The sequence below is a fragment of the Streptomyces sp. ISL-43 genome (genome assembly GCF_018614195.1).
Classification (GTDB): Bacteria; Actinomycetota; Actinomycetes; order Streptomycetales; family Streptomycetaceae; genus Streptomyces.
This window is the reverse complement of sequence record NZ_JAGGOT010000013.1, coordinates 43,391-64,947: the sequence shown is the minus strand read 5'-3', so window position 1 is coordinate 64,947 and position 21,557 is coordinate 43,391. Positions and strand designations below refer to the sequence as shown.

General features: G+C 72.7%; 17 protein-coding genes. 9 read left to right on the top strand and 8 right to left on the bottom strand.

The window, feature by feature from the left end; translation table 11 throughout:
• Positions 1 to 38: 38 nt before the first annotated feature.
• The 4 genes from J7F03_RS08275 to J7F03_RS08260 all read left to right on the top strand — a co-directional run bounded on the left by J7F03_RS08275 (position 39) and on the right by J7F03_RS08260 (position 7,237).
• Entirely contained in the window at positions 39 to 788 is a 750-nt protein-coding gene (locus J7F03_RS08275) for an AAC(3) family N-acetyltransferase (protein ID WP_308379232.1), read from the top strand.
• Between the two features lie 43 nt (positions 789 to 831).
• The gene (locus J7F03_RS08270; protein ID WP_214948318.1) at positions 832 to 2,277 is read left to right on the top strand and encodes a TIR-like protein FxsC; all 1,446 of its coding nucleotides are present in this window, start codon (positions 832 to 834) and stop codon (positions 2,275 to 2,277) included.
• A complete protein-coding gene (gene fxsT, locus J7F03_RS08265) occupies positions 2,261 to 6,265 on the top strand; it encodes an FxSxx-COOH system tetratricopeptide repeat protein (RefSeq protein ID WP_214948001.1) in 4,005 nt (1,334 codons plus the stop codon). The genes J7F03_RS08270 and fxsT overlap by 17 nt, the downstream gene beginning before the upstream one ends.
• Before the next feature lie 75 nt (positions 6,266 to 6,340).
• Complete coding sequence (locus J7F03_RS08260) at positions 6,341 to 7,237, top strand: DUF4231 domain-containing protein (RefSeq protein WP_214948000.1); 897 nt, start codon at positions 6,341 to 6,343, stop codon at positions 7,235 to 7,237.
• 103 nt (positions 7,238 to 7,340) lie between these two features.
• Here J7F03_RS08260 and J7F03_RS08255 read toward each other — a convergent pair whose 3' ends face one another.
• From J7F03_RS08255 to J7F03_RS08240, 4 genes are all read right to left on the bottom strand, one after another.
• On the bottom strand, positions 7,341 to 7,820 hold the full coding sequence (locus J7F03_RS08255; RefSeq protein ID WP_214947999.1) for a hypothetical protein: 480 nt from the start codon (positions 7,818 to 7,820) through the stop codon (positions 7,341 to 7,343).
• A gap of 92 nt (positions 7,821 to 7,912) precedes the next feature.
• On the bottom strand, positions 7,913 to 8,737 hold the full coding sequence (locus J7F03_RS08250; protein ID WP_214948317.1) for a S1 family peptidase: 825 nt from the start codon (positions 8,735 to 8,737) through the stop codon (positions 7,913 to 7,915).
• Between the two features lie 193 nt (positions 8,738 to 8,930).
• Positions 8,931 to 9,746, bottom strand: coding sequence for a DUF1684 domain-containing protein (locus tag J7F03_RS08245; protein WP_214947998.1), 816 nt, complete (start codon positions 9,744 to 9,746; stop codon positions 8,931 to 8,933).
• A 151-nt stretch (positions 9,747 to 9,897) separates the two neighbouring features.
• The gene (locus tag J7F03_RS08240; RefSeq protein WP_214947997.1) at positions 9,898 to 11,046 is read right to left on the bottom strand and encodes a DUF5685 family protein; all 1,149 of its coding nucleotides are present in this window, start codon (positions 11,044 to 11,046) and stop codon (positions 9,898 to 9,900) included.
• A gap of 283 nt (positions 11,047 to 11,329) precedes the next feature.
• Between J7F03_RS08240 and J7F03_RS08235 the strand changes: the two genes are divergently transcribed.
• Positions 11,330 to 11,782 carry a cell division protein SepF gene (locus J7F03_RS08235; protein WP_214947996.1) on the top strand — a complete coding sequence of 151 codons (453 nt, stop codon included), beginning with the start codon at positions 11,330 to 11,332 and terminating at the stop codon, positions 11,780 to 11,782.
• A gap of 46 nt (positions 11,783 to 11,828) precedes the next feature.
• On the opposite strand, the gene J7F03_RS08230 is transcribed toward J7F03_RS08235, so the two are convergent.
• Positions 11,829 to 12,998: an acyl-CoA dehydrogenase family protein gene (locus tag J7F03_RS08230; protein ID WP_214947995.1), complete on the bottom strand. Its 1,170-nt coding sequence runs from the start codon at positions 12,996 to 12,998 to the stop codon at positions 11,829 to 11,831.
• Positions 12,999 to 13,162: 164 nt separating this feature from the next.
• Positions 13,163 to 14,881 (bottom strand): MFS transporter, encoded by a 1,719-nt coding sequence (locus tag J7F03_RS08225; protein WP_214947994.1) that lies wholly within the window; start codon positions 14,879 to 14,881, stop codon positions 13,163 to 13,165.
• Between the two features lie 326 nt (positions 14,882 to 15,207).
• Here J7F03_RS08225 and J7F03_RS08220 point away from each other — a divergent pair, with 326 nt between their 5' ends.
• Together J7F03_RS08220 and J7F03_RS08215 are read left to right on the top strand one after the other, a co-directional pair.
• Positions 15,208 to 16,323: a glycosyltransferase family 39 protein gene (locus tag J7F03_RS08220; protein ID WP_214947993.1), complete on the top strand. Its 1,116-nt coding sequence runs from the start codon at positions 15,208 to 15,210 to the stop codon at positions 16,321 to 16,323.
• 263 nt (positions 16,324 to 16,586) lie between these two features.
• Positions 16,587 to 17,672, top strand: coding sequence for a phosphatase PAP2 family protein (locus J7F03_RS08215; protein ID WP_214947992.1), 1,086 nt, complete (start codon positions 16,587 to 16,589; stop codon positions 17,670 to 17,672).
• Positions 17,673 to 17,964: 292 nt separating this feature from the next.
• On the opposite strand, the gene J7F03_RS08210 is transcribed toward J7F03_RS08215, so the two are convergent.
• Both J7F03_RS08210 and J7F03_RS41965 read right to left on the bottom strand, forming a co-directional pair.
• Positions 17,965 to 18,957 (bottom strand): YafY family protein, encoded by a 993-nt coding sequence (locus tag J7F03_RS08210; RefSeq protein ID WP_214947991.1) that lies wholly within the window; start codon positions 18,955 to 18,957, stop codon positions 17,965 to 17,967.
• 100 nt (positions 18,958 to 19,057) lie between these two features.
• Complete coding sequence (locus tag J7F03_RS41965) at positions 19,058 to 19,780, bottom strand: transglycosylase family protein (RefSeq protein ID WP_214947990.1); 723 nt, start codon at positions 19,778 to 19,780, stop codon at positions 19,058 to 19,060.
• 285 nt (positions 19,781 to 20,065) lie between these two features.
• Between J7F03_RS41965 and J7F03_RS08200 the strand changes: the two genes are divergently transcribed.
• The gene (locus tag J7F03_RS08200) at positions 20,066 to 20,860 is read left to right on the top strand and encodes a hypothetical protein (RefSeq protein ID WP_214947989.1); all 795 of its coding nucleotides are present in this window, start codon (positions 20,066 to 20,068) and stop codon (positions 20,858 to 20,860) included.
• Positions 20,861 to 21,072: 212 nt separating this feature from the next.
• The gene (locus J7F03_RS08195; protein ID WP_214947988.1) at positions 21,073 to 21,555 is read left to right on the top strand and encodes a hypothetical protein; all 483 of its coding nucleotides are present in this window, start codon (positions 21,073 to 21,075) and stop codon (positions 21,553 to 21,555) included.
• Positions 21,556 to 21,557: the final 2 nt, after the last annotated feature.

The window sequence follows — 21,557 nt, the reverse complement described above, 5'->3', positions numbered from 1 at the left end:
AGCTGCACCGGCTCGGCGTCCGCCCCGGCATGCGCCTCATGACGCATGCCGCCCTCGGCGGCACCGGGCTGCGCGCCGAGGCCCTGCGCGACGCCCTGCTCGGCCTCCTCGGCCCGCGCGGCACCCTGGCGGTGCCCGCCTTCACCCCGGAGAACTCGAAGACCTCCAGTGCGCACCTGGAGCGGATCGCGGGCCTCTCCGAGGAGGAGGTGCGGGCTTTCCGCGAGCGGATGCCCGCCTTCGACCCGGAGCGGACTGCGAGCCACGGCATGGGCGTCCTCGCCGAGGCCGTGCGCACCGCGCCGGGAGCGGTCCGCAGCGGGCATCCGCAGACCTCTTTCGCCGCGGTCGGCGAGGGTTCCCGGGAACTGTGCGCGGGGCACCCTCTGACCAGCCATTTGGGCGAGGAATCACCCCTGGGAAAGATGTGCGGGGAGGGATGGAAGGTACTCATGATCAATGTGGGATTTTCCGTCTGCACTGCCTTCCATCTCGCGGAGTATCGAATTCCGAAGCCCCCCTTGCGCATGTACGAGTGTGTGGTGAAGGTGAACCTTCCGGGGCTTGCCGGGGGGCGTCCCGGTCGACACGAGGGGGAGCCCGAGGGGGAAGGGTGGACCGCGTACGAGGACATCGCGCTGGATGACAGCGATTTCGCCGAGATCGGCAGGTCGTTCCCGGAAGACCGGGTACACAGGGGGGATGTGGGAAGAGCGCCGGCCATGCTCTTCTCCCTTCCGGATGCCGTCGATCACGCGCTTGAATGGATGACCGAAAACAGACGCTGATTGACTGAACGATGAGGGGATGTGGCGAAGCAGCTCCGGAATGATGTTTCTTCGCTCGCATCTTCGGGACGGGGGTCGTGTGCCCGCATCAGTGCAGCCCTATTTTTTTCTCAGTTATGCGCATACACCGAGGTTCGGGGCCGGAGGACCCGATCCGGACATGTGGGTGGAGCGGCTCTTCCGCGACCTCTGCAGCCACGTCATGGCGCTGACGAATCTGCCCGCGGGAGCCGAAGCCGGCTTCATGGACCGGGAGATACGCAGCGGTGAGGGCTGGTCGGAACGGCTCGGGACGGCACTCGCCACCTGCCGGGTCTTCGTCCCCCTGTTCTCACCGCGCTACTTCGCCAGCGAGATGTGCGGAAAGGAGTGGTTCGCCTTCGCGCAGCGCGCCATCCAGCACGAGGCGCTCAGCAACCAGCCGGCCGAGGCCATCGTGCCCGCCTTATGGGTGCCGGTTCCTCCTACCCAACTACCGCTCCCAGCCGAGCGGTTGCAGTTCAACCACAACACCTTCGGGGAGCGGTACGTCACCGACGGGCTGTACGGCCTGATCAAACTGCGCGGTTACGCCGAGCAGTACGAGAGCGCCGTGTACGAGCTCGCCAAGCGGATCGTCCGCGTCGCCGAGACCGTCCGGCTCGATCCGATCCGCCCGCTGGACTACCGGCTGGTGCCGAGCGCCTTCGGCTCCCCGAGCAGCACCGCACGCACCCTGCACATCACCGTGGCCGCCGCCTCCCGGCACGATCTGCCGGAGGGCCGCAGCCCCGAGTACTACGGGGACAGAGCACTGGAGTGGAACCCGTACCACCCGGTGTCCCAGCGGCCCATCGCCTACGTGGCCGAGGACCTGGTCAGGAACCTCAACTACCAGACGAGCGTGGGGTCGTTCGACGACGAGGCCGGACACTTCGACTCCAAGCAGCCGCCGACCCGGCCCGAGATCCTGATCGTCGACCGGTGGGCGGTGGAGGACGAGCAGCGCCGGCAGCGCCTCGCCGCCTTCGACCAGGAGTCCCGTCCGTGGATCAACGTGGTCGTGCCGTGGAACCGCTACGACCACCAGAGCCGCGCGAAGGAGACCGAGTTGGCCCACCGGCTCGAAGAGACGATGCCCGTCAAGATGAGCCAGGGCCGGGCCGCCTGCCGGGCCGCCGCCAACGGCGTCGCCAACATGGAGACGCTCGGCCAGATCCTGCCGCAGGTGGTGGAGGCGGCGGCCCAGCAGTTCCTCAGGCACGCACAGGTCTATCCGCCCGCCGGCAGTCCCACCGGGGGCGCCGAACGGCCCCGGCTGCTCGGGCCGATGGGGATGAACGGGCCGCCGCCCACCCCGCGCGCCCCCTTCCCGCCGAACGCGGGCGGCGGGGGCGCCACGGCAGGCGCGGCCGACACGGCAGGCACCGCCGGTGTGAGCGGAGCGGCCTCGGGGCCCGACGACAACGACGACAACGACCGGGGGGACGCGGATGACAGCGAGTCGTGACAGCCGGAACAGCCGTGACGGACAGCGCGAGGGGCGCATCGTCACCTTCTACTCGTACAAGGGCGGCACGGGCCGCACGATGGCGCTGGCCAACACCGCCTGGATCCTCGCCGCCAACGGCAAGCGGGTCCTCGCCGTGGACTGGGACCTGGAGGCTCCCGGCCTGCACCGCTTCTTCCACCCCTTCCTGGACCCCTCCACCCTCGGTGCCACCACCGGGGTGATCGACCTGATCAGCGAGTACGCGTGGGCGGCCACCAGCCCGGTGCAGCGCCCCGACGACTGGCACAAGGACTACGCGCGGATCCAGCCGCACGCCGTCTCGCTCACCCCGGAGACCCTCGGCTGGGAGTTCCCCGACGGCGGCACGCTCGACTTCGTCTCGGCGGGCCGGCAGAACCGCGAGTACTCGGCGACCGTCTCCACCTTCGACTGGGACAACTTCTACGACCGGCTCGGCGGCGGCCTCTTCTTCGACGCCTTACGGGCCGACATGAAACGCAACTACGACTACGTCCTGATCGACAGCCGCACCGGCCTCTCCGACATAGCCGACATCTGCACCGTGCACCTCCCCGACGTCCTGGTCGACTGCTTCACCCTCTCCGACCAGTCCATCGACGGCGCCGCCTCCGTGGCCCGGCAGATCGACGAGCGGTTCAACGACCGCGGCATCAAGATCTACCCGGTCCCGATGCGCATCGACGAGGGCGAGAAGGAGAAGGCCGACGCCGGCCGCGCGCTGGCCCGGATCAAGTTCGACCGCTTCCCCAACGGCCTGATCGGGGACGAACTCACCTCCTACTGGGGCGCGGTGGAGATCCCGTACCGCCCCTACTACGCCTACGAGGAGACGCTGGCGACCTTCGGGGACGAGGCCGGGCTCACCAACTCCCTGCTCTCCGCCTTCGAACGGCTCACCGCCGTGGTCACCGAGGGCGAGATCGTCTCCATGCCGGCCATCGCCGAAGAGGTCCGGATGCGGATCCGGGACGCCTTCACCCGCCGCCGCCCGGCCCTGCCCGCCGACCTCTTCCTCTCCTACGTCGCCGAGAACCGGATGTGGGCCGACTGGATCGAGTCGGTGCTCACCCGGGCCGGCTTCCGGGTCGTGCCCAAGGACGTCTCCGCGGAACGGGTCCCGGGAGCCTCCTCCTCGTCCGGGGACACCATCGGCGGGGCGGGCATCAGCGTCGACACGGCGGCCCGGACCGTGGTGCTGCTCTCCAGCGCCTACCTCAAGTCCGCGCGCGCCGTGGACGTGTGGAACCGGGCCGCCTCCGAGGACCCGACCGGGGGCCGGCGCCAGCTGGTGCCGCTGCGGGTGGGCGACGTACGGCTCGCCACGCCCTACATCGACCGCAACCCCGTCGACCTCTTCCGGCTCGACGAGGTCCACGCGACCAACGCGCTGCTGCGGGCAGTGGAGCGGCCGATGGCCCTGCCCGACAGCGTGGCCAGCGCCTCCGCGCCCGGTCCCCGCTTCCCCGGGACCGTTCCGAAGATCTGGAACGCGCCGCCCCGCAACCCCGGTTTCACCGGCCGCTCCATCGTGCTGGAGCGGATGCGCGACCAGCTCGGCGGCGGCATGGCCGTGGTGCTGCCCCAGCCGCAGACCCTCTTCGGGCTCGGCGGCGTGGGCAAGACCCAGGTGGCGCTCGAGTACGTGCACCGCTTCATGGCCGACTACGACCTGGTGTGGTGGATCTCCGCGGAGCAGACCGACGACGTGGTCGCGGCCCTCGCGGAACTGGCCGTACGCCTGGGCGCGCAGACCGGCGAGGACATGTCGGCCGCCTCCCAGGAGGCCATCGACCTGCTGCGGCGCGGCGTGCCCACCTCGCGCTGGCTGCTGGTCTTCGACAACGCCGACGACCCCGAGACGCTCAAGCGGTTCTTCCCGCCGGGCGGTCCGGGGCACGTGCTGGTCACCTCCCGCAACCAGTCCTGGTCCCAGTACGGGGACGCCCTCCCGGTGGACGTGTTCCTGCGCGAGGAGTCCATCGAGCACCTCCAGCGCCGGGCCCCGGGGCTCAGCAAGGACGACGCCGAGCAGGTGGCCGTCGCGGTCGGCGACCTGCCGCTGGCCGTCGAGCAGGCGGGCGCGTGGATCGCGGAGACCGCGACGCCGGTGTCCGCGTACCTGGAGCAGCTGGCGGAGCAGGCCGCCCGCGTGCTGGGGCTGAACCAGCCCCCCGGCTATCCGGAGCCGGTGGCCGCCACCTGGAACGTGTCCATCGAACGGCTCCAGTCGCGCTCTCCCGCCGCCGTCCGGCTGCTGCAGTTGTGCGCCTTCTTCGCGCCGGAGCCGATATCGGCGAACCTGCTGTACAGCAAGGCGATGATCAACGCGCTGAAGCCGTACGACTCCTCGCTCCAGGAGAAGCTGATGCTGGGCCGGGTGATCCGGGAGATCGGCCGGTTCGCCATGGCCAAGGTCGACCAGGTCGGCAACAGCATCCAGGTCCACCGCCTGGTCCAGGCCGTGATCCGGGCGCAGCTGACCGAGGAGGAGCAGCGCGAGGCCCGGCACGCGGTGCACCAGATCCTGGCGGGTGCCCGGCCCGACGACGACGAGCCGATAGACAACCCCGAGACCTGGCCTCGGTTCAACACCATCTGGCCGCACCTGACCCCCTCGGAGGCCCGCTTCTGCAAGGAGCCGGAGACCCGCCGGCTGCTGATCGACCGCGTGCGCTACCTCTGGAAGCGCGGCGACTTCAAGGCGGCCTACGCGCTGGGCGAGGAGCTGCGCGAGACCTGGCGCGAGACCCTGGGCGGCGACGACCTCCAGTACCTGTACCTGCGCTTCCACCTCTCCAACATCCTGCGCTCGCAGGGCCGGTTCGTGGAGGCGAAGGAGCTGGGCGAGGACACGCTGGAACGGCAGCGGAGCGTGCTCGGCCCCTCGCACCCGCACACGTACATGACCACCAGCGGTCTGGCGATGGACCTGGGCGCGCTCGGCCAGTACGGCGAGGCGATGGAACTGGCGACGGCCGCGCACGAGGGCTTCAGCCAGATATTCCACGAGGCGCACCCCCGCACCCTGGCCGCCGCGAACAACCTGGCGCTGAACCTGCGCATGGTCGGCCAGTACGCGCGCGCCAGGGAGATCGACCAGGAGGTCTTCGACCGCCGCACCGAGGTGCTGGGCGCGGACCACCCGTACACCCTGTCCTCGGCCCAGAACCTGGCCCGCGACCTGCGCGAGGTCGGCCGCTACGACGACTCGGTGCAGCTGCTGAGCCGGACGTACGACATCTACAAGCGGACGCTGGGCCGGGCCTTCCCGGGCACCCTGTCGGCGGCGAAGAACCTGGCGGTGTCGCTGCGCAGGGCGGGTGACGTGGACGACGCGCTGCGGCTGACGACCGCGACCCGCAACCGCTACCGGGCCAAGTACACCTCGGTCAACCCCGACCTGCTCGCCTGCGAACTCAACCTGGCCTCGGATCTGTTCGCCACCGGGGACCCGGGCGCGGCGCGGAGCCTGGCCCAGGACGTGGTGGAGGAGTTCATGAAGGTGCCGGGCGAGCGGCACCCGTACACCCTGGCCGCGGTCAACAACCTCGCGGTGTTCCACTGGGGCACGGGGGCGGCGGACACGGCGGAGCCGATGCTCCGCCAGGCCATCCAGCACATGCGCGTGGTGCTGGGGGACAACCACCCGCACACCATCTTCGCCAACCTCAACCTGGCCAACGCCCGGGCCGACCTGGGCGATCCGGAGGGCGCCCTGGAGCTGGAGCGGATCTCGGTGATGCGGCTGCGCGAGGCGCTGGGCGTCCACCACCCGGAGACCCTGGCGAGCTCCTCCAACATGGCGGTCAGCCTGGACATGATGGGCCGCAAGGAAGAGGCGAACCGGGTGCGGGCCGAGGCGGTGGCCGAGCTGACCCGGCTGCTCGGGGAGGACCACGGCCTGACCCGGTACGCGCGTGACGAGCGGCGGGTCCACCGAGACCTGGAGCCGCTGGCGGTGTGATTCCGAGGGGGCGGCTCCCGGCGGGGGCCGTCCCCGAACCGATATCAGACTGGGGGGTTCGCTGTGAGTGACAGCATGACCTTTCGCAACGAGGATCTGCCGGCCCTCTTCCACCACACCGACCAGGCGGCGATATCCCGTCAGCGGGAGTCGACCCAGGCCACCCGCGCCCAGCTGGTGCTGCTCGTCGCGGCGGCCGTGGCGGCCGCCCTGTCCGACGGGCCGCGGCTCGGGTCGCTGTACCTCTTCGGGCTGCTGAGCGCCTTGTCCTACGCGGGGGTGCTGGCCGTGGGCGTACGGGCGACCCGGCGCCGGGCCCGCCCGCAGTGGCAGCTCAACCGCAGCGCCGCCGAGTTCATCAAGTCGCTGGCCTGGCGGTACGCCGTCCACGGAGCGCCCTTCGGCAGCGACGTCGCCGGGCCCGAGGCCACGTACCGCACCCGGCTCGAGGCGGGTCTCGACGAGCTGCGGAAGATGGGCTGGGAGGATCCTCGGACGGCCGGGCTGGTGCCGGAGGGCGGGGAGATCACCGGCGCGATGCACCGGCTGCGCGGGCTGGGCTACCAGGTCCGCAGGGAGACCTACGTCCGCGACCGGCTGATCGAGCAGCGCAACTGGTACCAGCGCAAGACGGAGGTGTCCCGGCGGGCGACGGCCCTGTGGTCGTGGTCGATCGTGCTGCTGACGTGTCTGGCGCTGCTGTTCGCGCTGATCGGGGCGTTCGGATCGGGTCCGGGGCCGAAGCTGACCGGGCTGCTGAGCGCCGCGGCGGCGGCCGGGATCGCCTGGAACGAGGTGCGGCGCCACCACCCGCTGATCGAGGCGCACACCCTGATCGAGCAGGACCTGTCCGCGATGATGGTCGTGATGCAGACCACCATCACCGAGTCCCAGTGGCCGTCCTCGGTCTACGAGACCGAGCGCTACGTCTCCCCGCAGCACACGGACTGGCTGGCCCGGCACAGCAGTTGAGCTCTTGCCGGGCCGCGCGGGGCGCGGCCCGGGTGCCGGGCCGCGCGCCCGGTCCCGGGTCGTGCGCCCGGTCCCGGGTCGTGCGCCCGGTCCCGGGTCGTGCTCAGTCCCGGGCCACACCCTCGCGCCAGATCACGGTGACCGGCTTCCCGAGAGCGCGGGCGTAGGCGACGATCTCGGCGGTGCCGCCGTGTCCGCGCGCCGGCAGGCCGTCCCAGACGGCCACGAGGCGGTCGCAGGAGTCGGCGATGTAGGTGCCGGCCGCGTAGTAGGCCTCGTCGGTGGAGCGGGCGAAGTCCATCCGGACCTCCTGGGTGGCCCGGCGCTTGAGCCCGCGGTAGCGGTCCAGGGCCTCGGCGCCCTCGAAGCCCTCCTCGTAGTCCCCGCTGGGGATGACCACGGTGAGGTCCGCGCCGCATTCCAGCGCGATGGAGGCGAACAGCTGGTCGGCTCCGTCGGCGAGGCTGGAGAGTGCCTCCAGGGGCCCCTCGTGGCCCCTCAGCACGGCCCGCAGGCCCTCCTCGACGTGGTCGAGCACCTCGTCCGGAATCGAGCGGTGTCCCGTCACGCCGATTCGCTTCATGTGGAAACCTGCCTCCCCCGTAGGCACGTACGCCCTGGACATCCTCCCAGAAGGCGGGAGGACGTCCAGGGGTGCGGCGGGGGCGCGTGGATCTAGTAGACGCTGACCCCGTACGCGTTGAGCGCTTCGACGACCGGCTGGAAGAACGTGGTGCCGCCCGAGGAGCAGTTGCCGCTGCCTCCCGAGGTGAGGCCGACCGCGCGGGTGCCGGAGTAGAGCGGACCGCCGCTGTCGCCGGGCTCGGCGCAGACGTTGGTCCTGATCATCCCGTAGACGATGTCGCCGCCGCCGTAGTTGACGGTGGCGTTGAGACCGGTCACCGAGCCGCTGTGGGTGCCGGTGGTGGAGCCCCGCCGCTTCACGGACAGGCCCACGGTGGCGTTGATGGCGCTGGTGATGTCCTGGCTCCCGACGGTGCCGGGCGGCACCGGGGAGTTGCTCGCGTACTTGATCAGGCCGTAGTCGTTGGTCGGGAAGCTGGAGCCGACCGTGGACCCGATGACGGTGGTGTGCGAGGAGTTGCTCCACCAGGTGCCCGCGCCGTCGGTGCAGTGACCGGCGGTGAGGATGTAGTACGTGCTGCCGCTGCGCACGTTGAAGCCGAGCGAACAGCGCCAGCTGGACGCGTAGATGGCATCTCCGCCGGAGAGCAGCTTGGTCAGCTTGCCGGGGGTCCGCTCGATGCGCAGCGCGGCCGCGTCCGCTCCGGCCTCGCGGCGGATTCTGGCGATGGCCGAGGCCGAGACGGTGGAGTCGGCGGTGACCACGAGGGTCCCGGTGGCGGGGTCGGTGTGCCAGGCGGTGCCGGCGACGTCGGCGCGCAGCACCGAGGCGCCGACGGAGGCGAGCCGGTCGGCGCTGAAACCGCCGTCGGCGTGCGCGGTGACGGGGGCCGCGAGCGTGGCCACGGCGGCCATGCCGGTGGCCACGGCGAAGAGCCTGGAACGGATGATGCGGGTGATCCTCACTTATCGTCCTCCGAGGGGATCGGGGGCCCGGCCGGAGTGGGGTGCCGGAGCCCGTGGAGGGCGGCCGGGGGCACGACGAACGCAATGCCGTTCGACGTGCCCCTGACAAGCCCCGAGAGACGCTGTCGGGAGTGTGCTGGCGTCAGGTGACGGCAGCAAGGGCGCCTTTCAGCCGCCTCTCGCCCGCCGCGAGCGCGAAGGGCAGGGTGTTCCCGGGCGGCGGGAACGGGCAGACGAAGTGGTCCGCGAAGGCACAGGGCGGCAGCTGGACCCGGTTGAGGTCCACGGTGATCGAGCCGTCGGCCGCCGGGGTTCCGGGCTTCAGGAAACGGAAGCGGTAGCTGGAACGGCCCCCGGTGGCATCGCCGATGACGGCCCAGAGGCTGCCGTCCTCCTCGTCCACGGCGACCCGGAGGGCGTGGCGGGCGCCCTCGAACGCGAAGCTCAGCTCGCCGCCGAGGCCGAGCCCGCGCGAGCGCCCGTCGGCGTTCTGCACCTGGACGGTCCGCTCCTCGCCGTAGGAGCGGAAGCGCCCGGGCACGGCGTACGCCGGGTCGTACGGGGTGGCCTCAATCCCCGTGAAGGCCGCGCGGCCCGGGGCGGCGGGGTCGAAGACGCGTACCGCCCAGTCCCCTTCGCGCCGGAGCACGACGAGCCGTACGTCCCCTGCGGCGATCCGGGAGTGCGAGGGCGGGGCCTCCTCGGCGGCGAGTACGGCGTCACCGGCGAAGGGCTCGCCGTCCAGGCTGATCCCCTCGTCCCGGGCCGCGGTCAGGGCCACCCCGCCGCCCGTGGCGAGCCAGCGGCCCGGAACGGCCGGAATTCGACCTTCCGGGTAGTCGGCGAGCCAGTGGGTCCCGGTCAGTGCGAGGGGACCGTAGGGGGCGGACACCGTGGCAACCCGGTGCTCGTGCCACCGCTTCCAGGCGGTGGCCGGGTCGTCTGCGTCAGCGCTCATGCCGCTCAACCCTTCCACGCCCGCCCCGCCGGAAACCGCCCGGTACGCCGTCCGGACCTGCGCGGATCGGCGGCGGGGCGGAGCGCCGCGGTGGAGCCGCGGTGGAGCCGCGGTGGAGCCGCGGTGGAGCCGCGGCGGAGCTGAAGGTCCCTCAGCAGCCGTCGCAGGGACAGCAGCAGCAGTCGCCGCACCCGCAGTCGCAGCCTCCGCAGTCACAGCCCCCACAGTCGCAGTTGTCGCACCACGCGTCCTTCTTCTCACGGGACCACGGGCCCTCGTGGTCCGTGCAGCAGAGCTGGCAGGTGCAGAACAGCCCGAGGGCCACCGCGCAGCCCGACAGCAGGTCGCGGCGCGGCTTCTGCGGGGGCGGCGGCGGGCCGAAGCCGATCGGGGGCGGGCCGAAGCCGCCCTGGCCGGCGGAGTCCGTCACGGTGTGGGCGCAGCTCGCGGTCCCGAAGGCCCGGTCCACCGAGGTGCGCAGCTCGTGCACCAGCAGCCGGTGGGCCAGGCCGGCGTCCGTGAACTCCGCCTCGCGCAGTGCCAGCCGGATGCCGTGGAGCGCGTCGTCGCAGAGCCTGCGCGCCTCGGCGCGGGAGGTCCCGGTGGCGGTCAGCGGGTTCCAGGCGCCCGCCGCCGCGTCGCGGGCCTGGTCCTCCACGGCGTCCAGCAGGTGCGCGAGCCGGCCGAAGTAGCGGCCCGCCTCGGCGAGCGCGGGGGCGTTGCCTGGCCTTGCGGCGAGGGTCGCGGTATGGGCGAAGGCGGCGGCCGTCGCGGTCTCGGTCGGCTCGGTCACGACGAGCACCGGCGTGCCGGGGCCGGCCAGGGTCTCGATGCCCGCCTGCCGGTCCACGGCGTCGACGAGCACGGCCGTGTCGAAGCCGAGCGAGGCCCCGGTGCGGGCGCCGGCCCGGTCCCAGCCCCGGGCCACCCGGCGCGCGGCGAGGGCGATCGGAGCGCGGGCCAACAGCCCGTCCCGGTCGGCCACGTGGTCCCGTACCTTCGCGGAGGCCAATACGAGCGAGACGGCGGCGGCGAGCCTGGCTCCCTCGCCCTCGGCCACCGTCGCCGTGCGCATCCCGCGCAGCGGACAGGGGCCGGCGGTGCGGCGGCCGCTCGCGGCGGGTCCGGACTGAGCCTCCGTCAGGACCGAGACGAGCAGCCCGTCGTAGTTGGTGACGATCCTCGCGAACTGGCCGTGGTCCCCCCGAAGTGCCAGGCACAGCCCGCACAGATGGGCCATCCACTCCGTCTTGAACCGCTCCCCCAGCCGGTGCGTGCAGGGCCTGACGATGCCGAACATGGTGATCCCCCGTGTGTCATACGCGTGCTCGACGGGCATCGTAGCGAGCACTGCCCTTCACCCGTACGTCCCCCTCGGTCACCCGTACGGCGGCACTGGTCGTATTTTCACTCAGTCAGCAGCGGTAGCCGCCAGGATCCTTGACCGTGCAACGGATGTTCTGCACCAGTACCGTCACGAAACCCCTGCGCGGCGACTATCCACTTGGCGCGTTGTCAGCATCATGGACGACGATAGGGACGCGGAAGAGAAGACAGACTGACCGCGATGAAAGGAGGCGTCCATGGGTTCGGTGCGCAAGGCGAGTGCCTGGCTGGGTCTCGTAGAGGACAGCGACGACGAGCGTTACTACGACGACGACTACGCGGAGGCCCCGCAGGGGGGTTCGGTGGTCGGCCCCGGCGAGCAGTGGGTCACCGACCCGCGCGTCAAGGTGGCGTCGGAGTCCGCCGTCGAGCAGGGCCGCCGCATCGCGACGGTCACGCCGGACGGTTTCCGTGACGCGCGCGGCATCGGCGAGCTGTTCCGCGACGGTGTCCCGGTCATCGTGAACCTGTCGTCGATGGACCCGGGCGACGCGAAGCGCGTGGTCGACTTCGCGGCCGGTCTGACCTTCGGCCTGCGCGGTTCGATCGAGCGGGTGGCGACCAGGGTCTTCCTGCTGACCCCGGCCGACACCCAGATCGTGAGCGGCGAGTCCGGCGGCCGCTCGCGCGACTTCTTCAACCAGAGCTGAGCGAGGCCCTCACCGGCCGCCTCCGGTTCTCCCGGTCCTCCCTGGCCTAACGGAAGGCGTCGAGCCCGGTGAGCGCCTTGCCCAGCACCAGCTGGTGCATCTCGACGGTGCCCTCGTAGGTGAGGACCGATTCGAGGTTGGTGGCGTGCCGCATGACGGGGTACTCGAGCGAGATCCCGTTGGCACCGAGGATCGTCCGCGCGGTGCGACAGATCTCGATGGCTTCGCGGACGTTGTTGAGCTTGCCGAAACTGATCTGCTCCGGGCGCAGGGTGCCCGCGTCCATGCGCCGGCCGAGGTGGTGGGCGAGCAGGATCCCCTTGTGGAGTTCCAGCGCCATGTCGGCGAGCTTGGCCTGGGTGAGCTGGAACCCGCCGATCGGCCGGCCGAACTGCTCGCGCGTCTTCGAGTAGTCCAGAGCCGCCTCGAAGCTGGCACGGGCCGCTCCCATGGAGCCCCACACGATCCCGTACCGCGCGTGGCTGAGACAGCCGAGCGGCCCCTTGAGGCCCCTCACTCCCGGGAGCACCGCGTCGGCGGGCAGCCGTACGTCGTCCATGACCAGCTCGCTGGTCACCGAGGCGCGCAGGGACCACTTGTGCTTGATCTCGGGCGCGGAGAAGCCGGCGGTGTCCGTGGGCACGGCGAACCCGCGGATCCCCTCGTCGGTCTGCGCCCAGACCACGGCCACCGACGCGACGCTTCCGTTGGTGATCCACATCTTGCGCCCGTTGAGCACCCAGTCGCCGCCCTCGCGCTTCGCGTACGTACGCATCGCGCCCGGGTCGGAGCCGACGTCCGGCTCGGTCAGCCCGAAGCAGCCGATGAGCTCGCCGGCGGCCATGCCGGGCAGCCAGCGCTGCTTCTGCTCCTCGGAGCCGTACTTCCAGATCGCGTACATCGCGAGCGACCCCTGTACGGAGACCAGCGAGCGGATCCCCGAGTCGGCGGCCTCCAGCTCCAGGCAGGCGAGCCCGTACTGGACGGCGCTCGCTCCGGCGCAGCCGTATCCCTGGAGCGACATCCCGAGGGCTCCGAGCGCTCCGAGCTCTTTGGCGAGCTCCCGGATTCCGGGCAGCTCGCCGTTCTCGTACCACTCGGCGATGTGGGGCAGCACCCGGTCGGCGGCCCAGCCGCGGACGGTGTCGCGGATGGCGAGGTCCTCGGGCGTGAGGAGCTCGTCGAGCCCGAGCGGATCGGTGGGAACGAAGGACACGAAGCGCCTCCTGGCAGGCCGGACGGTGAAACCTAGCGCTGCAAGTTTGTCGGTGCCCCGGCCCCGGGTCCACCCCCGGCTTCGGCGGCCGCCCGGCCGGCGGCGGCCCCGGCGGCCACCGGCCGGCGCCCGCGCCGGTGTCTTCGGCGGTATCCCCGGCGGTGTCAGGCCGGGTGGCCGACCGCCGGATCGCGGTCGGCTTCGGCCGAGGACTGGGCGGGAATCCGCGCGCCCCCGCCCGGCGCCGCGGCCGGCGCCTCGGCCCCCGGCCGCGCGGGCACGCGTACCGGCCCGGCCTCGGGCCCGGTCTCGGGCTCCGCGCACTCCATCGCCCGCGGCAGCCTCAGTGCCATCGCCGCCCCCGCGAACAGCAGCACCGCGCTCACCAGCAGCGTCACGTGCAGCCCGTGCACGAAGGAGTGCCGGGCCGCCGAGTACAGCGAGTCCCCGGCGGGCCCGCCGAGGCGCGCCGCGATCTGGTACGCCTCGCCCAGCGAGTGCGCGGCGCCCGCCGATTCGGCGGCGCTCACTCCCGGCACCCGGGCCAGACCGGGCGCGTAGGCCGCGTTCATCACGCTGCCCAGCAGCGCGATGCCCATGCCCGCGCCCAGCTGGTACGAGGTCTCGCCTATCGAGGCCGCGCCGCCCGCCGTGGCCGCCGGCGCCTCGCTCAGCATCGACTCGTAGGCCGCGAACAGCGTGGTCTGCAGCCCGAAGCCGAGCAGGATGAAGCCCACCGTCAGCAGTACCGGCCGGTCGTGCTGGCCCATGAGGGTCAGCAGCAGCACGGCGAGCGCGGTGAGCACGAAGCCCAGCGAGACCATCCGGCGCGGCCCGGTCCGGGCCAGCGTGTACGAGCCGGTCGCGCCCGCAGCCATCGCGGCGAAGGTGAGCGGCAGCAGCCGCAGTCCGGTCTCCAGCGGGCTCAGGTTCAGCACCAGCTGCAGGTACTGGACGGCGATCAGCTCCAGCCCGACCAGCGCCAGCATGGCCAGGACGATGCAGCCCACCGAGGTGGTGAAGGCCGGCCGGGAGAACATCCGCATGTCGATCAGCGGGTGCGCGCGCCGCTTCTGCCGGCGTACGAAGAGCACCAGCAGCGCCACTCCGACCAGCAGCGGGACCAGCGCACCGGGATCGGCGAGCTGGCGCTCCACGCCGATCCGCTTGACGCCGAGGACCGCGCCGAGCACTCCGCCGGCGGCCATGAGCGCGCCGAGCACGTCCCACGGCCCGTCGGAGGATCCCTTGGACTCGGGCAGGATCCAGCGGCCCAGCGGCAGGATCAGGATCATCAGCGGGATGTTGATGAGGAAGACGGAGCCCCACCAGAAGTGCTGGACCAGGAAGCCGCCGAGGACCGGTCCGCCGGCCGCGCCGATGGCGGCGACGGCGGTCCAGATGCCGATGGCGAGCGCCCGCTCGCGCCGGTCGGGGAAGACCTGGCGCAGGATCGACAGGGTGGCCGGCATGATCATCGCGCCGCCGACGCCGAGCAGGGCCCGGGCGGCGATGAGGACCTGGGCGCTGTCGGCGAGGGCGGCGACGGCCGAGGCCGCGCCGAAGAGCCCGTAGCCGAGGAGCAGGACGCGGCGCCGGCCGACGCGGTCACCGAGGGTGCCGAAGAGGATCAGGAGGGCGGCGCACACGAGCGGGTAGGCGTCGACGATCCACAGCAGCTCCATCGAGCCGGGCCGCAGGTCTTCGGTGACGGAGGGAACGGCGACGTGCAGGATCGTCGCGTCGAGCGCGACGAGCACCAGGCTGACGCACAGGACCGCCAGGACGGCCCAGCGGTTGGCCCCGCCGGAGGCCGCGCCGAGTCGCCGCAGTCGCTGCCAGGGGGAAGGGTTCCTGTCGCCGGTCGCGTTCGTACCCGACATGCATGTACCTCCCAGGTGGTCCCTCGCACTCGGCGGACAGCGTCTTCGGGCCACAAGGGGGGAAGGTGGCGTCCTACGGGGTCCGGCGTCGACACGCGAGTGGAGGGTCAGCGTACGCGAGTTCGGCTGTCCGACACGTGGTCAAGCTCTCATCCCGGCGCGGGCCGCACTGTGGTGTGCGCCACTCGTTTCACGCCAACCCCATCACTCCCCATCACTCCCCGCGGGTGCGCACGCGCGTCCGCGCCCGCGCGTACTCGCACGCTCGCGCCCGGCGGTCCCCGGCCGGGCGCGCCCGCTCGGACCCGGCCTCGCCGTCGATAATCATGCCCGTGAAAGATCTTGGATTCCGTCGGGCCGCGCCCGCCCTGGCCGTCTTCGCCGCGGTCCGGCTGTTCGGGCTGGCCGTGCTCGCGGTGTGGGGGGCGGTGGCCGGCAGCAGTGCGCACACGCTGCTCTCGGCTCGCTGGGACTCCCTCTGGTACGCCCGCATCGCCGCCGAGGGGTACGGGTACGAGATCGCCCTGCCGAACGGCGACGTCCATTCCAACCTGGCCTTCTTCCCCTTGCTGCCCTGGCTGGAGCGGCTCGTCTCGGCCGTCACCGGACTCGGCCACGGATCGGCGGGCCTGGTGGTGTCGGCGCTCGCCGGCCTCGCCGCGGCCTGGGGGATCTTCGCGGTCGCCGACCTGCTCCACGGCCGCCGGGCCGCGGTGCTCGCCGTCGCGCTCTGGGCCGCGCTGCCCGTCGCGATCGTGCAGTCGATGGCGTACAGCGAGTCGCTGTTCACCGCGCTCGCCGTCTGGAGCCTGTACGGGGTCCTGCGCGGGCACTGGCTGAGCGCGGGCCTGCTCGCGGCCGCGGCGGGGCTGACCCGCCCGGTCGGAGCGGCTGTGGTGGCGGCGGTGTGGGTGGCCGTCGCCCTGGCGGCGCGGCGCGGGGAGCGCTCCTGGCGGGCGGCGGCGGGAGCCCTGCTGGCCCCGCTCGGCGCGGCGGGCTACGCCCTGTGGGTCGGCGCCCGCACCGGCGGCGGCCCGGCCGGCTACCTGGACGTCCAGGCCGGCTGGGGCAACGGCTTCGACGGCGGCCGGGCCTTCGCCCGGTTCATCGGTGCGCGGCTGGCCTCGCCGGCGTTCCCCGCCGGGATCGGGCTGATCGCGGGGGTCGCGCTGGTGCTGTGGCTGTACGTGCTCTGCGTACGGCGGCGCCAGCCCGTGCCGCTGCTGGTGTACTGCGGAATCGTGGTGGCGCTGGCCCTGTGCGCGTCGGGGTACTTCGGCTCCAAGCCCCGGCTGCTGCTCCCCGCCTTCCCCCTGCTGATCCCGCCGGCGGTGGCGCTCGCCCGGTGGCGGACGGGCCGGGCGGCCGCGGCGCTGGGCGCGCTCGCCGTCGCCTCGGCGGTGTACGGGGCCTTCTGGCTGAACGGCTCGGGGCCTCCGTAGGACACCTCCGCAGGACGCCTTCGCAGGCCGAGATCACGGAATGGATCATTCCGCTCCATCTTTGAGCAAAAGAATTGACCCATGGTGATAAATCCCCGCTAACCATGCGGGGAAATGGACCGGACCAAGGGACCGAACCGGCTCCAACCAAAGTCCGAATACCGGGAATTAAGTCCCGCATGAGACCAACTCCACATCACATGGTCATCACAAAGCCCGCGATTCGACCGGGGTGCCCATCGGCGCGCGGTAACGTCGATTGAGTGCGTACCGACCAAATCCTGCCCAGACTGGAGCGGGTGTTCGCCCGGCTGGACCGGGAACCAGAGCGACCGGCTCATCTGCAAACACCGCGGATGAGCCGGCACCGCGTCGTGCTCCTCGGAGCGACCCTCGGCTTCTACCTCGCGATCGTCGTCGCGGTCCTGACCACCTCCTGGCTCGTCCGCCTGGACTGGCAGGTCATGTTCTTCCGGCCCTACGAGCAGTGGCCGCAGCTGCACGCCTTCCTCGACTACCTCGTCGTCCTGGGCCAGCGCGGACCCACCGCGGTCATGGTCGCCGCCTGGCTCGGCTGGCGCTCCTGGCGCCAGCACACCCTGCGCCCGCTGATCACCCTCGGCGTGGCGCTGCTGCTGCTCAACATCACCGTCGGCGCCGTGAAGCTCGGCCTCGGCCGGCTCGGCCCCCACTACGCGACGCAGATCGGCTCCGCCGAACTCTTCGCGGGCGGCGATATATTTCCTTCCGGCCACACCGCCAACGCCGTCGTGACCTGGGGAATCCTGGCCTACCTGGCCTCCACCGTGGTCACCCGGCGCGTGCTGTCCGTGGTCTCCGCCGTGGTCTCGCTGAGCGTCGGCGCCACCACCGTGTACCTCGGCACCCACTGGGTCAGCGACGTCCTGCTCGGCTGGTCCGCCGGTCTGCTCGTGCTGCTGGCCCTGCCGTGGTGCGAGCCGCTCATCGCCCAGGTCGAGGCCTACGTGTTCGAGGCGCGCGCCCGGCTGCGCTCCCTCGTGGAGGCCGGGCAGGTGCCCGAGGCCCTCACCGGCCTGCTCGTCCCGCTGCTCTCCGCGGGCGGCAAGTGGCGCCTCCAGCGCGCCGCCGAGCCGGCCGCCGGCTCCGCGGGTCCCACCGAGCCGCAGGAGCCCGTCACCCCGGCCGCGGCGCCGTCCCTGCCGGCCGCACACCACCCGGCGGCCCGGCCCGCCATCCACCTCACCGCCCGTCAGCACCTGATCCGGTCCGAGCGGACCCCGGCCACCCCGGTCGGCAGCCGCCGCCCGGCCCACGCCGAGCGCGCCCCCTCGCGCGGCGCGGCTGCCCGCCCGGCCACCGGCGGCTGACCCCGGACGGTACGCACACCCTCCGCGTCCACGGCGGGCCCCGGTCGACGACCGGGGCCCGCCGTCGTCGTCCCTCGGCCGCCGCGGGTCCGCGCCGTCAGCGGCGCGCCCTGGGATTCCTCCGTACCGGGTCACGCTTGTGTCACGAGTCGTCGACAGTCGTTCCGCCTCCGAGTTCGGCGGCGCATTCCTTTCCCGGCCCGCGACACGCCCGGGGTAAATTCTCTTTCGAATTCCCCTCTAACTCCCCGGAATTCCGGCCGGACCCGGTGCCCGACCCCCCTCTGTTCCCTTACATCTTCTTCACTTCCGGGGCCCCTTCGCGAGGTTCCAGGGACCTTCCGAGGAGATCTCGCGCAGCCCTGATCCGGTCCGTCAGCTCGACCGGCTCGACGACTTCGAACTCACACCCGATCAGCATGATGTGAATCACCAGGACATCGAGGTTCACCGCCCCCGTCCGCAGGAGGCAGCTCTCCTCGTCGAGGGGCTCCAGGACCCCGTCGGCCGGCCTGATGATCTGCGCGGCCTCCGCCGCCGGCACCCGCAGCCGCACCACGGCCCGGGCCGCGTACACGCGCTGCGCGATGCCCTCGGACACGTACGCGGCGAGGTTCTCGGCGGGCGGCGGGCGAGGGGTGAAGCGCGGGCCGTGCGGTGGCCTGGGCTCGATCCGGTCGGCCCGGAAGGTCCGCCAGTCCCCCCGGTCCAGGTCCCACGCCACGAGGTACCAGCGGCGCTCGGTGCACACCAGCCGGTGCGGCTCGACGGTCCGGCGGGTGACGGTGCCCCGGTGGTCCCGGTACCCGAAGCGCAGCCGCTCGGCGTCGCGGCAGACGACGGCGAGCTCGGTCAGCACGCCGGGGTCGACCGTGGTCGACCCCGGGCCCCTCAGCAGCGGCACGGTGAACCGGTTCAGGGCCGACACCCGCCCCCGCAGCCGGGACGGCAGCACCTGCTCCAGCTTGGCCAGGGCCCGTACGGAGGCCTCCCCGATCCCCTCGACGCCGTTGCCGGCGGCGGTGCGCAGCCCCACGGCCACCGCGACGGCCTCGTCGTCGTCGAGCAGCAGCGGCGGCAGCTCGGCCCCCGCCCCCAGCTGGTAGCCGCCCCCGGTCCCCGGACTGGCGTTCACGGGGTAGCCGAGCTCCCGCAGCCGGTCCACGTCCCGCCGCACGGTGCGGGGCGTCACCCCGAGCCGATCGGCCAGATCGGCCCCGGTCCATTCCCGGTGGGCCTGCAACAGCGACAACAGGCGCAACAGCCGCGCGGAGGTCTCAAGCATCCCCGCAGTCTGCCGGTAGCGGGGCGGTCCCCCGAACCGGCTCCCCGCACCCCGACCGGGCGCCGACCGGGCGCCGACCGGGCGCCGACCGGGCGCCGGGTCAGCGCGACGGAGTCGGGACCGGGACCGGCGCCGCGAGCGGTGCGGACGGCGCCGGGACCGGGATGGCCGGAGCCGGGGCGGACGGAGCCGGCGTCGGAACGGACGGGGCCGGGACCGGGGCAGGGCCGGCCGGTACCGGTACCGGTGCCGGTGCCGGGGCGGGGAGCGCGGGCGGCAGGGTCAGGAACATGCCGATCTCCAAGGCCTCCGGCCGGGCGCCGATCACCGTCCGGTTCGCCGCGTAGAGCGCCTGCCAGCCCCCCTTCACCCGGTGCCTGCGCGCGATCCCGACCAGCGTGTCCCCGGCCCGCACCACGTGCGCCCGTCCCGCCAGCCCGTACCGCGTCGCGCACACCGGCCAGGCCTCCCAGCCCTGGCTGCCCAACAGGTCCTCGGCCACCCTGATCTGCTGCTCCCGCGTGGCCAGGTCCGCCCTCGGCGCGAACAGCAGACCGCCGTACTCCTCCCACGTCGGCTGCCAGAACTGCAGGCCCCCGTAGAAGCCGTTGCCCGTGTCGACCGCCCACCGGCCCCCGCTCTCGCAGTCGGCCAGGCAGTCCCACGGCCACTTCCCTCCGGGCCCGCAGTCCACGGCCCGCCCGGCCGCACCCGGCCTGGGAGGGGGCGGCGCGCCCGCCGCGGCCGCCCCCGGCCCCGCCGCCGCCAGCACGAGCAGCAGCGCTGCCGCGCCCACCCCACCCGGAACCCCGAAGTCGCGCATCGCGTCACGCTACGCAGCCCCGAAGCGGCCCCCGGCCCGCCACACCGCGAGCCGCGCGCGCCCACCCGCTCGGCTCACCGGCCAAACGACCAGCACCGACCAGCAACTGCGCACAACCAAAAAACAGTTGGCACGAAAACAACGACCCGGTCGGACCGTTCACTCCTTCGGGGGTCCGGTTCGATTCCGTTCCCTCAAACGGCGTGACCCCGGCCGCCGCTCCCCCGTTGAGCCCGGCGAGCCGGAACCCCCCGGCCCCGCACGCCTAGTCCGAGGAGCCACCCCGTGCCGCGCATGCTCGAAGTCAGTGATGAGGTACGTGCCGAGATCGGCGACGAGGAGGCCGAGCGGCTGCTCGCCGGAGACGGGTCCCCGGGCAGTTACGACTGCACTTCCTGCCGCACCCCCGGCGACTCCGAGCGCGAGCAGACCAGCACCGTGCTGTTCGTCGGCGACGAGACCGCCGTCCTCGCCTTCGCCCACGCCGGCTGCATCCCCTCGCAGGTCGTCTCCGTCCCCGAGGCCGAACTCCAGGGCGCCGTCCGCTCCATCACCGGCGACAGCCCCGCCCCGGCCTCCCCGGCCGGCGACGTACCGCAGTCCGTGCCCGGCGGCCAGGCGGTCCTCGGCATCACGAGCGGCCTGATCCTCATCAACGGGGAGCTGCACCCCGCCCTGGTCGTGGAGCCCACCGCGCCCATCGCCCGCCCCGGCACCACCGGTCCCGGCGACGACTTCCTCCCGCTCCTCATCGAGCAGGGCTTCATCCCCGTCACCGACACCGACGAGGTCCCGTCCCCGCTGAGCGGCTGGTCGATCCTGCTCGCCGCCGGCCAGCTGCACTCCGTGCTCCAGCCCGGCCAGGTCGCCTGGTGGCAGGCGCACCGGCCGCTGTCGGTCACCGACGGCTGGCGGGCCGCCGTCAACAAGACGCAGCGCGTCCTGGTCTACGCGGCCCCCGTCGACTCCATCGGCCAGCAGCCCCGCGAGGACCTGCTCCGCGACGCCCTGGACAAGGCCGCGCGCAACGGCAAGCTGGTGGCCGCCTCGATGCCGCTGGCGGGCACCCCGGGCGCCTGACGCCCCCGCGGTCCCCCGAAGGCCCCAGGGCCCCGGAGAGCCCGCGAAAGCCCTGACACCCTTCCGTCCCCAGGAACGGCCGTCCGCTCCCCGTCCAGGGGGCCGGGCGGCGTGCGCCGGGGGTGCGCGGTCCGTCCCGCGCACCCCCGGCGATCTGCGTTTTGCGCCCCGCGACCCCGCATCCGTGGGGCGCCGGGTTCGTTGGGCGATACGTGCATTCCTACGATGTCTCCCGCGCCCCGTCCCATCCGAGCAGCGTCCCCCCGATGCGCCCCGCACGGGAGCTGGGCCGCGCTCCGGCCGCCTCACACACCCCGATCTACGACACGCTGTACTCGGAGTACCTGCGCGCCTTCCGGGCCCTGCCGGGCGACCGCACGGGCGAGGAGGACCTCGGCTTCACGGCCTTCTCCTACGGCGGCGCGTACGCCACGGGCACGTACCCCATCGGCTCCGGCGCGTACCCGACCGGCTCCGGCACCTACGGCGTCGGCGCCGGGGCCTCCTACGCCGCCGGCTGGAACGGTTCCTCGTGGCAGCCGGCGGACGCCTGGCAGCCCTCCTACACCCCGCAGCCGCAGTACTCGTACGCGGGCGCCTCGACCGGCACCGGATACGCGAACGGGCGCCAGCACCAGACCGGGACGCAGCACGTCCCGGCGGCCCTGCCGCCCGCTCCGCGCCGGGGCTACTAGCC

Excerpts from the sequence above, each read along its gene's own strand:
- J7F03_RS08275 (WP_308379232.1), top strand. The coding sequence starts at position 39 with ATGACGCATGCCGCCCTCGGCGGCACCGGGCTGCGCGCCGAGGCCCTG.
- J7F03_RS08240 (WP_214947997.1), bottom strand. The coding sequence starts at position 11,046 with ATGTTCGGCATCGTCAGGCCCTGCACGCACCGGCTGGGGGAGCGGTTC.
- J7F03_RS08225 (WP_214947994.1), bottom strand. The coding sequence starts at position 14,881 with ATGTCGGGTACGAACGCGACCGGCGACAGGAACCCTTCCCCCTGGCAG.
- J7F03_RS08260 (WP_214948000.1), top strand. The coding sequence starts at position 6,341 with ATGACCTTTCGCAACGAGGATCTGCCGGCCCTCTTCCACCACACCGAC.
- J7F03_RS08245 (WP_214947998.1), bottom strand. The coding sequence starts at position 9,746 with ATGAGCGCTGACGCAGACGACCCGGCCACCGCCTGGAAGCGGTGGCAC.
- J7F03_RS08220 (WP_214947993.1), top strand. The coding sequence starts at position 15,208 with ATGCCCGTGAAAGATCTTGGATTCCGTCGGGCCGCGCCCGCCCTGGCC.
- J7F03_RS08255 (WP_214947999.1), bottom strand. The coding sequence starts at position 7,820 with ATGAAGCGAATCGGCGTGACGGGACACCGCTCGATTCCGGACGAGGTG.
- J7F03_RS08250 (WP_214948317.1), bottom strand. The coding sequence starts at position 8,737 with ATGGCCGCCGTGGCCACGCTCGCGGCCCCCGTCACCGCGCACGCCGAC.
- J7F03_RS08210 (WP_214947991.1), bottom strand. The coding sequence starts at position 18,957 with ATGCTTGAGACCTCCGCGCGGCTGTTGCGCCTGTTGTCGCTGTTGCAG.
- fxsT (WP_214948001.1), top strand. The coding sequence starts at position 2,261 with ATGACAGCGAGTCGTGACAGCCGGAACAGCCGTGACGGACAGCGCGAG.
- J7F03_RS08270 (WP_214948318.1), top strand. The coding sequence starts at position 832 with ATGTTTCTTCGCTCGCATCTTCGGGACGGGGGTCGTGTGCCCGCATCA.
- J7F03_RS41965 (WP_214947990.1), bottom strand. The coding sequence starts at position 19,780 with ATGCGCGACTTCGGGGTTCCGGGTGGGGTGGGCGCGGCAGCGCTGCTG.
- J7F03_RS08235 (WP_214947996.1), top strand. The coding sequence starts at position 11,330 with ATGGGTTCGGTGCGCAAGGCGAGTGCCTGGCTGGGTCTCGTAGAGGAC.